The organism is Mycoplasmopsis hyopharyngis, assembly GCF_045276885.1.
GTDB lineage: Bacteria > Bacillota_I > Bacilli_A > Mycoplasmatales > Metamycoplasmataceae > Mycoplasmopsis > Mycoplasmopsis hyopharyngis.
This window is the reverse complement of the sequence record NZ_CP174164.1, coordinates 401,373-414,666: the sequence shown is the minus strand read 5'-3', so window position 1 is coordinate 414,666 and position 13,294 is coordinate 401,373. Positions and strand designations below refer to the sequence as shown.

The window sequence follows — 13,294 nt, the reverse complement described above, 5'->3', positions numbered from 1 at the left end:
AAAAAATACAAAAACAAAAATAATGCAAAAAACAAATAAAAAAAATATTTTTAAAAAATTTTTAAGATTTTTGCAAAAAACGTACATATATTAATATGGGAAATAATATAGAAATAACAGTAACTGGAATAGTTATAGATGAAATAGAAGGATTGTTAATAGATGATATAAGAGAATTTTGTTTAGAAAATATGCTAAGAATTTTATCAATTGAATTATTCGAAGATGAAGGAGTTGAAATTAAAATATCAATTTGAAATTCTGCGTCTCTTATTTTCTTTATTTATTTTGATAACGATTGTTATATAAAATGTAACACATCAAAATTTGGACCTGGATATCACAAACTAGCATTAAGTAAAATTGAACAACTGTGTGAACGTTTTTTAACTAATTATGATATTCAAGATCCAACTAGCTACTATTTTCATGAAGACTTTAAGCAATTACAAAATTACTTTAAAGAATATGCAAAAGGACAGTTAGAAATTTTAAAACCAAAAATTAAAAAATATAAAAAAGGTTATTTTGACAAAAGTCATTGAAACTTTTTGCCTATTTTAAACGAAAATGAAATTGCAACACCTATTGGTATAAAACATATCAATGATTTTTTTGATGACCAATTAAATATCAAAGAAGTAAAAATAGAAAATATCTTTCCATGAAACAATTTTGAATTCGATTTGCAAGATATTTACAATAAAGCACTATTTAATATTTGAAATTTTTGAACCACATATAGAAAAACAACTATGTTAGAAAGATGATCACAATTTGAATCAGTTTTTCATATTGAAAGACTAGCAGAAATTACAGAAGAAAAAAGATATTTAAGTCTTCCAAAATTAATTTATAAAAATATAAAAGATAAAAAATGAGAAAAAGATGATGATCAAGTGTTAGAAAAAATAATTGATAATAACCTTTACGATAGCTATTTGATGAGAAATTCATTGGTTAATTTAGGCAAATTACAAATTCCTTTTCCTAGTTATTATTCTAATTGGGAATTTGTAGATAACACCTTGGTATTAAAAAATAGAAGTCATTCAGAAAAATGTAATCCAACTATGGTTATTACTAATTTAAAACAACATAACTTCGTTAAACTAAATGAGCAAATACAAAAAGGTTTTAAAACAATAGATGACATAAAAGAAAAAAATTTCTTTTTAAATGCAAAATTTAAAAAGATATGAACAAATAGATACCAAATAATTGGTATCTTCTCACATAATTCAGCATACTATGAATTTAATATAACTAATTCCTCAAAGAAAAATATTCTCAGAGAATGACAAGGAATTAAAACTGATTTGCAAAAGCTTTATCAAATTATGTAAATCTTAATAATGTTTCTGTAGCATCAATGTTAAGTTTAGAAATTTTTAAAATAAATTCTGAAATTATTTGATTTAGTTTAAAAGCAATAAATTGGTGTTCTTTAATTGTAATAATTTTAGATTTTTCAAAAAGATACTCTTTAATGCTTTTGAATAATTTTTCTAAATATTGTTCATTTGCTATTGAATCTAATTTAAGTTCTTTAATTTTTTCTTTTGAAATAAATCAATTTTCTTGTGCTTGCTCAAATGTAGCTTTTAATATATAGTTATTAAAATTGTTGTAAAGCGCATCTTGATTAAGGTAAGGGTTTTTAACTTTTAAAATTGGCCCAGAAATATATAAGCTATTTAAAATTGTGTTATTTAAAGAAATAAAACCATTAAATAAAACATTTGATAAATACTCTTTAAATAGGTCGATATTTATTAGTTTTTTATCTGTTTCAATTTTGTTGTTTTCGTCTTTTTTATAGTTATTTTTGAAAAAATCTTCAAATAATTTTTCACTATATTTTTTAACGAATGAAGGTACAAATTTTTCTTTAATTTCTTCTATTTTTTTAAACGTACTTTTTGATTCAATACTTTCTTCAATTGCTTCAAGTTCATCATTCGATAATTCATTAATTTTCTTATTTCTAGTTTTTACAACTTCAAAAATTTTTCATTTTTCAATAGTCTCTTTTGATTTTTCTATATTAGTAGCAGCTAAAACTATATTCGCAATTTCTTCATCTGTACAACCAAATTCGGTTAAAAATTTATGTGCTTTGGTTAAAATGACATCGTTAAATCTTTCATTAAATTTCTTAGAAAAAAGAACAATTCTAGTATTGTTAAACTTTCTAATTTGATCATTTTTCAAATTTACATAACCTTGTGAAATTAAAGTTTTTTGATCAGGATAATTGTAATTAATGATGTTTAAAATACTTTTGTAATATTCATCATTTGTTAATACATCATTAATATTATTTTCAATTTTTTTAAGTTTGCTTGTGTTGTGACAATTCACTGAAATACTTGGTAGTGCAACAAGAAGCACTGCTGAACTAGCTAACAATAGTTTTTTTCTTATGAATTTCATTTATTGCTCCATAAATTTTTAATAATATTAATTTTAATTCAAAAATTAATAATTTCATAATTTACTTTTGATTACTACTTTAAGTTATTAAAAAATCTATGCTTGTTTAAGCATAGAAAATTTTGATAAGATAAAATTAATTTTTTAAATAATCTTTTAAAAACTTTCCACCGTTTTTGCTACTGTTTTTAAGTTTTCTTAAAATTTTATTTTCAATTTGTCTAATTCTTTCTTTAGAAACGCCTCCACGTTCTTTGGCTAATTCATCTAAAGAATATTGACGATATTTTTGACCTGTTTCATCAGTACCAACACCATATCTTTTACAAATTAGTTGGTATTCTTCCATATCCAAATTATCTCTCAATAATGTTTCAATTTTTTCACTTAATTGTTCTTGTGAAGCGTATTCATTAGGGCTTACAACACTTTCATCTTTAACAAAGTCTGAAAAGGCTGAATCATTTTCTTTACCTATTTGTTTATCTAAAGAAATAGGATCGATGTTTATTTTTCTAATGTATCTAACTTTGTCAGCTGTATAACCATTACCATATCTTTTTGCAATTTCTTCATCTGTAGGTTCAACACCTTTTTCTTGTTGCAATTCTCTTTCAATTTTGGTTATCTTATTAATGGTTTCTACCATATGTACAGGAACTCTAATGGTTCTAGCCTGATCCGCTACTGCTCTAGTGATTGCTTGACGAATTCATCATGTGGCATAAGTTGAGAATTTAAAACCTTTGGTTACATCATATTTTTGAACTGCTTTAACAATTCCAGAATTACCTTCTGATATTAAATCAATAAAGCTTAGTCCTCTATTTTTGTATTTTTTAGCATTATTTATAACTAAACGTAAATTTCTTTTAATTAATTTATCTCTAGCTCTTTTACCACGGAAACCACCTTTGTCCATTTCCATAGCTAGTTTTTGTTCTTGCTCTGAAGTTAGCAATTGACCGTATTTACCAATTCAACGCATATATCATTTAACAATATCATTGGTTTCGGTTAATTTATTTCTTAACTCTTTAGCCTTAATTTTTTCTTCACTATTAGCAGATAAGTCAATTACTTCATCATCGTAATCTTCTAATTCTAAATCATCATTTTTACGTTTTCTTTTTGGTTTTTCTTCTTCTTCATCTTTTTTATAATTTTCTTCTTCATCTTCTTCATCTTCGTCTTCATCATCGTCATAATCATCTAGATCATATTCAGAAGTTTCGTCATAATCGTCATAACCAGCTTCTAAAAAGTACGAATCAACATCAGAGTTAGAATCAAAATCTTCTTCATAAATATTTTTATTCTTTTTGTTTTTAGAATTTTTACTTTCTTTTCTAAAATCATCAGGCAATTCTTCTTCTAAGTCTTCTTCATCAACTAAATCTAAATCACCTTCATCAGCATCAGGAGAAATTAAATCACTTTTGTATAGTTTTTCAAAAAAGGTTTCTAAACTTTCTTCATCTAACTCTAAATTATGTTCATCCAAAAATTCATAAACTTCTGATTGTGATAATTTTTCTTTATCTTTGGTTTTAACCCATTTTTTAATATTGTCAACAACAATTTTTATACTATTATTTTTTTGTTCTTTCTCTTCTTTCATCATTTCTCCTATCATTAGCTACACTTCTAGCTTCATTAAAAAATGGTTTCGCTATATCATCAGAAGCATCATTTATAAAATTATTTTCTGCTGTTTTTTTTATTTCTTCACTAAATAAATCATCACATTGTTTTTTTGCTTTTATAAAAATTTCCTTAAAATCTTGTTTTAAATAGGCATTTTTCTTGCTTATCACAGAGGCAAAACTATTGCTTTTTATTATATCATTAAATAAATTGTTCAATTTATCTTTTAAATTTAGAAACTCTTTGCCTTCGGGATCATTATTTAGAATAATATTGCTATAGTTGTAATAATCATTATCGATTTTTAACATAATTTCTTTTTCTTGTTTCAATTGTCTATAATCACTTATTAATTCAGGACAATTTATTAACACTAATAATAATCATTTAACTCAATTTGTGGGATCATAATCTCTTTTTTGAAAAAAATTGTCATATTTTTTAGCAATATATTTTGATTCTTGTTTTGGTTCAACACTTGGATATTTTTCTAAATGCAAATTGTTTATATTTTCATTACTTGGTGCTGTTTTACCAAAATCTAGTCTATAGTTAAATTTTTTATTAAAGTCTTCAACAAAATATTCTTGTACTCTTTTATTTTCTAAAACAATATATTTAGCAAAGTCTTCTTGAAAAGAAAATATTTTATTGTAATCTTTATTTATATTTAATTCGTATAAATCAATTAGATATTGATATACAAAATCAATTCCTAATACTGAATTATTTATATATTCTTGTAGGACTTTATCACCATTATTTTTTCTAATTTCATCCGGGTCTAATCTTGTTGAATTTTTAACAATTTTAGTTCTAATTTTATTTTTAGATAAAAAAATGAATGATCTTAAGGCTGCTTGAATACCTGGCAAATCACCATCTAAAAATAGGATTACTTCATTATTTTTTAATAAATGTAAATGATTTTCGGTTAGTGCTGTTCCCATTAAACAAACAACATTTTTAATGTTTGCCTTTCATAAAGCTATTACATCAAAAAAACCTTCGGTAATAATTATTTGCTTTTTCTCATTGATATATTCTTTAGCTAAAGAATAATTGTATAAAAGAGAATTTTTCTTAAAAAATACACTTTCAGGTGAGTTGATGTATTTTGGTTTTTCATCATTTAATGTTCTTGCTGAAAAACCAACAATTTCATCGAATTCATTTTTAATTGCAAAAGTCATTCGATTTTTGAAAAATGGATAAAAGTGCTCATTTAATAAACCAGCATTAAGTAATTTTTCATTACCATAGTTTTTTATAAAAGAATCGGGAACTCCATTTTCAGGAGCATAACCTATATTAAAAGTTCTAATAATTTCAAAATCTATTTCTCTTTTTTTAAAATATGCTCTAACTTGATCATCTAGTGGCAAAATTTCAAATTGGAATATAAAATAAGAATTTATTTTATCTAGTATTTCTAGAGTACTTAATTGTTCTTCATTATATTTATTATTTGCTGGATTATCATATTCAGTAAAATCAATATCTAAATTAATTTTTTCTGACAAAAATTTTATCGAATCTAAAAATGAATATTTTTTATATTTAGAAACAAATGAAATTACATTTCCACCAGTTGAACAAACAAAACATTTAAAAATTTGTTTATTAACATCAATGCTAAGGGAAGGATTTGTATCCGAATGAAAAGGACAAATAGCACGAAAATTTCTTCCAAATTTTTGAATAGGAAGAAATTCACTAATTATTTTTTCAATTTTATTTTCGTGAATTATTTGTTGAATAATTTCATTTGGTAAATATTTTTTCATTTTTAAACCCTAAAAAAGTAAATAATGTGTCTTATTTAAGATATTCAATTATTTTTTCGATATGAATTCTTTCTTGTTTCATAGTGTCTCTATCTCTAATAGTCACCATATTATCATTTAAAGTGTCATAATCAACAGTAACACAATATGGAGTACCAATTGCATCTTGTCTTCTATATCTTTTTCCTATTGAACCACTTTCATCATAGGTAGCAATAATATCTTTTGCTAATAGATCTTTAAAAATTGAATCTGCTTTATCATTTAGTTTTTTAACTAAAGGTAAAACCGCTATTTTGTAAGGAGATAATTTTTTATCTAAACGTAAGACAATTCTTTCATCGCTATCATCTATTTTTTCAACATCATATGAATCAATTAAAACTGCAAGCATAAGTCTATCTAGACCAATTGATGGTTCAATAATTCAAGGAATAAATTTTTCATTTGTAATAGGGTCTAAATAATCTAGATTTTCATTAGTAGCATTTTTGTGTGAGGTTAAATCAAAATCTCCTCTGTTTGCTACTCCCAATAATTCTCCCCAACCAAATGGAAACATATATTCGATATCAGTAGTACCTTTTGAATAGTGTGAAAGTTCTTCTTTTTGATGTTCTCTTACTCTTATGTTGGTTTTATTGATTCCTAAAAATAAAACAAAGTCTTTAACTGATTTTATGTATTCTTTGTAAATTTTTGAAGCTTCTTTTGGGTGGCAAAAGACTTCAATTTCCATTTGTTCAAATTCTCTAGTTCTAAATATAAAATTACCAGGTGTAACTTCATTTCTAAAACTTTTACCGATTTGACCAACTATCATTGGTAATTTCGATCTTGTTATTCTTTGAACATTTTTAAAATTTACAAAAATCCCTTGAGCAGTTTCTGGACGTAAATAAATTAAGTTTTTATTATCTTCGATAACCCCTTGTTTAGTTTCGAACATTAAATTAAATTTTCTAATAGCTGATCAAGAAGTTTTTTCATTTTCATATGTAGGAATATTTTTTCTAATATATTCTTCCATTTGTTCGAAAGTCATAGTTTCAGGAATAATATTAGGATTATGTTCACAAATTAATTTATCTGCTCTATATCTTTTACCATTAACTTTGTTTTCAATTAAAGGATCATTAAAATTGCTAACGTGACCTGAAGTTATTCAAACTCTAGGATTCATTAATATTTTAGAATCGATTAAGAATGAATTGGTTTTACTAAAAATAAAATATTTTTTTCATTGACTTGCTAAATTATCTTTTAACAATGAACCTAAAGGTCCATAATCTCAAGTATTAGCTAATCCACCATAAATTTCTGAACCTTGAAATACAAAACCTGTATTTTTCAAGTGATTAACTATTTCCTGCATATTTTTTTCATTATTTTTTTTCATAGATTTCTTTCATTTAATTAGTTTATTTTTATCGTAATTAAATAAATAAAAACACTTTATTAAAGTTTATTTATTGTATAAACAAAAGTGTTTTCATTAATGGTATTTATTAAAAGTTAAAAATAGTTATTTCTCCAAAAATTTGAAGACAAGCTAAAATAATTAAAACTGTGAATACTAAAGTAGCCACACCAAAAACAATAGCTAAAATTCTAAAAATATTAGTCTTATCAGGTGTTTCTTCTTCTGCGTTTTGAACAATTGGAGTTGGCATCGCCATTGTTGGTACAGCAGGTGGCATAGCATTAAATGGCATTATATTTGATTGCATTGCCATTGTTGGGAATTGTGTAACTTGCGGCGCAGGAACAAATTGACTAGTATTATTATTTACAATTGGTTCTGGAACCAATAATTGATCTTGACGATTAATAATTGGTTGAGTTTCAATTGGTTTTTCAACTTGTGGTTCTTCTTGTTTAGGCATTTCAACTGGTTTTTGAACTACTTCTTCAACAACAGGTTGTGGTTTTTCTTCTTGCTTGTTCTTTTTCATTTCTTCTTTATTTTCTTTCTGTTCAACGTAAGGTTTTTCTTCGATAACTTCTATTTCTTCTTCAACCATAACTGGTTTTTCATTAGAAGTTGCTTCATTTTCTTCTTCATCAGTTAATATCATGAAGTTGTTAACAACATTTTCTGATAAATATGAAATTGCATAAGGGTAATCTTCATATTCCACAAATCCTATATGTTTGTAGTTCATAATTACATATGAAGTTTCTCATGAAAGTGAGCTATATAGTCCGGTTTTTTCATCTTTCGCATATGCTCTATATAATGGTGAATCAATAACTGTTGGATCTTCAACAAGAATTGACATAATTTCTGTGCTTACTTTAGCAAATTCTTTAAATAGTCTTTTTAAAGTTTTTAAGTGTTCGAAGTTATTATTGTTTAATATTGTATTAACTTCAAATTCAACATTAGCAAAGTTATTTTTAATTAAGTTAAAATCTTTTGAAGAAACTCTTTTACCATAAATGGTAGGTTTAATCTTATTTAATTTTTCAACATATAAACCAATAGCACCTAAGAATTCGCTTTCATCAAGGTTAATATAACGACAATAATGAATTCCTTCAGTAACTTTTATGTTGTTCTTCAATCTTTCCATTGATTTACGCATTTCAATGAAGTTACTATCTTTTTTCTCAATTTCAGCTTTTAATTCTTCCATTGCTTTTTGAGCATCATTTGATTGGTCATTCATTTGTATTAACAACGAATCAATTTGTGCTTGATAAGCATTTTTAATTGCTTCAACATCGACCATCTCTTTTTTAGCTTTTTTGATGATTTCAAATTCAGGTGGAAAATAAGTTTTAGGATCATTTAGTAGTACAAAATCTAAATTTCTAATTCTTTCGTGTTCTGAATATCTGTTTCTTGTAAATTCAGATGGATTTATGAAAAATTCATCACAACATTGTTCATAGGTTGCTCCACCATCAAAACCACCTGTTTTGATGTAGTAGCTAAATTTTTCTTCATCAAAGTCAGAAGTTAATTGGCCATCGAAAATTTTCTTATCATTTTGAAATCATAAAGCAACTTCCATATCTAGTGATAAAAATCAATCGATAGCTTGTTGTCTGGTTTGGAACTTTGCCAAACCGTCTTTAATTTTTGGGTGTTTCAATAATCAAGGGTATTTTTTATCTTTTTTGTTTTCATATAAACAATTTAATCTTTTCATATGCTTCTCCAAAAAATATTGAAATTTATAGTTGAACTACTTAAATTCATATTTAATATTTTAATAATATATATTATATAAATAAATAAAAGATATAACATATATAATTTTAACTAGAATGAAAAAAAATAATAACCAAAAATTTATCTGTGTTGTTAAGGATATAACTAAAGATTCTGTGTCATTAATCACAGAAAAAAATGAGGTTTTAACAATCCTAAAAAATCACTTTTTGTATAGTAAAACTATAAATTGAGTTGAAGATTTTGCCATCGGAAACAAAATTTCAATTGAAAAATTAATAGACAAATTTGACACTATCAAAATAAAATATCGTCATGTTAATGTTATAAAAAGTAAGAAAGTTTTTGCTAAACATTTTAAACCAACTAAAAATGGTTTTACAAATTTAAAATTACATATATACGAAGAGAATGGAATTGTTGAAAACGATTATAAAAAAGGTGAATAATGAAAAAATTTACTTTGAAAACTTATAATTCTTATATTGATTTTTCGAATGAAGAATTAAAAAAAAGAAGTGCAAATTTGATAAAAAGAATCAAAATCAAAGATGTTAAAAACTTTGAAATTTTTAATTTTCACGATTTGGCTTCAAATTTTAATGAACAAATTTTGCAATATTTGTATGATTTCACTTCTATGATTTATGAGCAAAAAATTGAAACATTAATAGTTTTTGCTAATGATAAAACTAAGAATAATTTTTTATCTTCACATAATTTTTTAACCAAAAATTCACTAGATTCTAAAAATAAAATTGAAATAATTTTTATAAGCGAATCAGAAACTTCGTTGGTGTTAAATGAAAAATTACAATACATTAAAACAATAATGAAGAAAAAAAATATAGGTTTGCTATTCTCGGATTTCAAAAAAAATAACAACGATTTTTTAAATTTTGCAAAGCATTTAATTAACATTTTGCAAATAAATTATGGGTATTATAATTTTAAAAAAAATATTTTCATAATTGGAAAAGAAAAGTATGAAAATCAATTTTCTTTTTTAAATATCCCAGAAAAAAATGTCTTAATCATTCCTAACATTTTGCCTAATGATTTTTCATTTTTTTCTGAAATAAATTTGTTTTTATTATTAATAGATAATGTAAATATTGAAGAAGTTCTTGAAGGTTATAGACAAGGTTCGCAAGAATGACTAAATGCTAAATTAGACAAAAACTTAGCTTTTCAATACGCATATATAGTCAATCATTTAATTTCTAAAAATGAAAAAAATATTATTGTCAACGCTACAAATCAACAATATTTAAAACATTCATTAAAAACACTATCAGAAAATAGAAATTTACTATATCGAGGAACTATTTTTTCTTTGGACTTTTATTACCCAAACGACTTTTTTACTTATGGACAACATTTAATTGAAAATAATAGTAATCTTATTCTAACTAATTTTATAGTTGAAAATGAAAGCTTAGACTACAAAATAAGTGACGACATTATAAATGATGACAACTTGAAAGAATTATGATCAGTTAATTTAAGTACTATAAATGAAAAAAGCACTGAAATTACCAATGATATTTTAGTAAACATTGGTAATAATTGTATGTTTAAAATTGTTCTTGAAGACAATTCAAATATTTCGTTAGGTATATTTATTTCATTTATTTATTGAAGTTTTATATTTGAAAAATTTTTAATTGAAAACTAATCAAAATCTTTTAGACTAACAATAGGAATCGGATCAGATTCTTCATTTTGGATTTTTGTAACTCTATATACTCCACCATTATTTTCCTGAAAATATTCTAATTCAACATATGAATCTAGAATATTTTCGGTTATTACTTTTAGAGCGCCAGTACCTCTACCAGTGATGATAATAAGCTCTGAATTATTGCTATTTAAAAATTCTTCTATTGCTAAAGTAATCTTTGGTGTAGCACTTTCTATTTGTAAACCGTGTAAATCTATTTTCATATCTTTCCTTATTTTTTAATTTGACAAAATGGGCAATAAAAAGTTCCTCTTCCATTTAAAAACTCTTTCTTGATTAAATTTTTACAATTAAAACACTGCAAATTTTCACGAGAATAAACTTTTAAATAATTTTGATATGTACCTTTTTGAGCATTTAAACTGGTGTAATCAATGACGCTTGATCCGCCTTTTGATATCGAATCATTTATTATTTTGTTTCCTTCTATAATAATTTCTTTCAATTGTTCTTTAGTAATTTGATTTGCAATTTCAAAGGGATTTATTTTACATTGAAACAAAGTTTCATCAGCATAAATGTTGCCCCAACCTGTTAGAAAACTTTGGTCTAACAAAAGTGTTTTGATTGGCTTTTTTATTTTGGTCATTTTAGAAAACAAAATATCTAAATGTTCTAGTGCTTCAAAAGGCATATATCCAAGTTTAGACAATGGTAAAGTAGTTAATAATTCTTCCTGATTTTTAATGTAGAAAAAGCCAAATTTTCTATAATCGTTATAAATTAGAAAATTATTTTGATTTAGTTCAAAAATCAAATGATCATGATCATTTCTTTTGTATTTGGTAACATCATTTTGATAAAAATATTTACCTGTCATCGCTAGATGCGAAATTAATGCTTTATTATTTGAAAGCAAATAAATGATGTATTTTCCTTTTTGAACAACATCTAAAATAGTTTCATTTAATAAAAAATTTTCAAAAGCAACAACAGTTGCGTTTCTTAACATTTTTTGTTCAAAAACAGTGATTTTGCTTATTTTTTGATTCAAAATCACTTTTTTTAGTCCATTTATAACAATATTAACTTCTGGAAATTCTGGCATAACATTTAAATTATAAATATTAAACAATGTATTCTATGGAAAATATATCCATATGAAAAAAGCAATAAAAAAATAACTTTTGATTTTTGCCAAAAAGTTATTTTCATATTTTTATTCTTCAGCTTGATTTTTTAACAATTCTTCGTTTTGTTCTTTGTTTTCAATAGGTTTTTTATTTTCTTCTTCCATTTGTTTAATTTCAGAATCAAATTCAAAATCTTTAAGTTTCAAACCAAATGGTACTAATAATTGTAAAAGTAAGTAGATTAAGTAAATATCATCAATTAAGCGTGAAACAAAAGTTTTAATAATTTTATTTTTGTTTATTGTTTTTAATTTGATTTCTAAATCCAATAATTTTGAACTTGAATCAAATCAAATAAATGCTTCTTGTTTTTTAATTAATAAACTTAGTTTATTGACTAAATTGTTTTTTATTGTTGTTGAATCTTGATATTTATATGCATTTAATTCATTTTTGATTGCTTCTAAAAAAGCTAAATTATTTTCTTCTAGTCAAGGAAGTAATTCATTTTTTGACTCGGTTTTGATATATAAATCACTATATTTTTTGTCTAATTCTACAATTTCAAATTCTTCTGGAGTATAGATATTGTCTTTATCGAATAAAGTAAGTGAAATGCTTTCTTTTAAATTTCTTAATTTAACTGCTAAACCAAATCTGTCTAAATATTCTTGAACTTCAATTTGATTCATATATGATTTTTTACTTTTGCTTAGATACTTTTTAGCTTCTTTTTTTGCTAAAAGTCTTAGGTCATATCATTTTGATGAAAAGTATTCTAAATTTTGCATTTTAATATATTGATCATCAGTTACTAAATCATAGATAGGATATTTACCAACAATAGCAAAAGTTCCAATTTGAATATCATTAAAGTTTTTTATATTTCTAAAAAAGTTAATTTGTTCATATTTAGGAATAAAGACATTTTTTTCGTCTCTATTAAACTTTTCTTCTAACCCAAAATACTTAAAAATATACTTATAAATATCATATGAATTGAATTTTTTAACTACTTCTTGTTTTATTTGTTCTCGTTTTTTAAAACCCAATAGCATCAATAATAAGTTAAAAATACTTAAAATTGATAAAACAGCAATTCATATAATCCTATTTTGGTTATTTTTTAATTGGGTTACAAAGCTACTTGTGCTATTTGAAAAAAATGCAAGATAACCAAAAATTAACAACAATAAAAATGAAATAGAAAATAAAATTGCACCTACAAATAATCCTATTTCAGCAAAAAACAATTTTGTTCTTGTTTTGCTTTCCGCATAATAAGCATTAATTTTTTCTGCTGTCATTTTTTCAATTATCGAATATTGTTGTTCATAAAATTTATTTTTAGAAACTAATTTTGTTTCAGTATTTAATGACATACCAAACTCCTTTGTATTAAAATGAAAATATTAACTTATAAATC

At 24.1% G+C, this 13,294-nt stretch carries 11 protein-coding genes; 3 read left to right on the top strand and 8 right to left on the bottom strand.

The genetic code is table 4. The annotated features are described in order from the left end of the window. The first annotated feature begins 95 nt into the window (after positions 1–95). Positions 96–1,346 carry a hypothetical protein gene (locus tag ACJA25_RS01750; protein ID WP_406616131.1) on the top strand — a complete coding sequence of 417 codons (1,251 nt, stop codon included), beginning with the start codon at positions 96–98 and terminating at the stop codon, positions 1,344–1,346. On the opposite strand, the gene ACJA25_RS01745 is transcribed toward ACJA25_RS01750, so the two are convergent. From ACJA25_RS01745 to ACJA25_RS01725, 5 genes are all read right to left on the bottom strand, one after another. Then, positions 1,339–2,436: a hypothetical protein gene (locus ACJA25_RS01745; protein WP_406616129.1), complete on the bottom strand. Its 1,098-nt coding sequence runs from the start codon at positions 2,434–2,436 to the stop codon at positions 1,339–1,341. The genes ACJA25_RS01750 and ACJA25_RS01745 overlap by 8 nt on opposite strands. 136 nt (positions 2,437–2,572) lie before the next feature. Continuing rightward, entirely contained in the window at positions 2,573–4,057 is a 1,485-nt protein-coding gene (locus tag ACJA25_RS01740) for an RNA polymerase sigma factor (protein ID WP_406616127.1), read from the bottom strand. After that, a complete protein-coding gene (gene dnaG, locus ACJA25_RS01735; protein WP_406616125.1) occupies positions 4,029–5,870 on the bottom strand; it encodes a DNA primase in 1,842 nt (613 codons plus the stop codon). The genes ACJA25_RS01740 and dnaG overlap by 29 nt, the downstream gene beginning before the upstream one ends. A gap of 31 nt (positions 5,871–5,901) precedes the next feature. Next, a complete protein-coding gene (locus tag ACJA25_RS01730) occupies positions 5,902–7,245 on the bottom strand; it encodes a glycine--tRNA ligase (protein WP_406616181.1) in 1,344 nt (447 codons plus the stop codon). Positions 7,246–7,378: 133 nt separating this feature from the next. Further along, positions 7,379–9,028 carry an MAG3090 family protein gene (locus tag ACJA25_RS01725; RefSeq protein WP_406616123.1) on the bottom strand — a complete coding sequence of 550 codons (1,650 nt, stop codon included), beginning with the start codon at positions 9,026–9,028 and terminating at the stop codon, positions 7,379–7,381. Between the two features lie 118 nt (positions 9,029–9,146). Between ACJA25_RS01725 and ACJA25_RS01720 the strand changes: the two genes are divergently transcribed. Next, a complete protein-coding gene (locus tag ACJA25_RS01720) occupies positions 9,147–9,500 on the top strand; it encodes a hypothetical protein (protein ID WP_406616121.1) in 354 nt (117 codons plus the stop codon). Beyond that, complete coding sequence (locus ACJA25_RS01715) at positions 9,500–10,729, top strand: hypothetical protein (RefSeq protein WP_406616119.1); 1,230 nt, start codon at positions 9,500–9,502, stop codon at positions 10,727–10,729. Before ACJA25_RS01720 ends, ACJA25_RS01715 begins: the two co-directional genes overlap by 1 nt. On the opposite strand, the gene ACJA25_RS01710 is transcribed toward ACJA25_RS01715, so the two are convergent. The 3 genes from ACJA25_RS01710 to ACJA25_RS01700 all read right to left on the bottom strand — a co-directional run bounded on the left by ACJA25_RS01710 (position 10,726) and on the right by ACJA25_RS01700 (position 13,250). Then, positions 10,726–10,998 carry a Smr/MutS family protein gene (locus ACJA25_RS01710; protein WP_406616117.1) on the bottom strand — a complete coding sequence of 91 codons (273 nt, stop codon included), beginning with the start codon at positions 10,996–10,998 and terminating at the stop codon, positions 10,726–10,728. The genes ACJA25_RS01715 and ACJA25_RS01710 overlap by 4 nt on opposite strands. 8 nt (positions 10,999–11,006) lie before the next feature. Then, positions 11,007–11,843: a DNA-formamidopyrimidine glycosylase gene (gene mutM / locus ACJA25_RS01705; RefSeq protein ID WP_406616115.1), complete on the bottom strand. Its 837-nt coding sequence runs from the start codon at positions 11,841–11,843 to the stop codon at positions 11,007–11,009. 111 nt (positions 11,844–11,954) lie between these two features. Continuing rightward, a complete protein-coding gene (locus ACJA25_RS01700) occupies positions 11,955–13,250 on the bottom strand; it encodes an MAG2810 family protein (protein WP_406616113.1) in 1,296 nt (431 codons plus the stop codon). Positions 13,251–13,294: the final 44 nt, after the last annotated feature.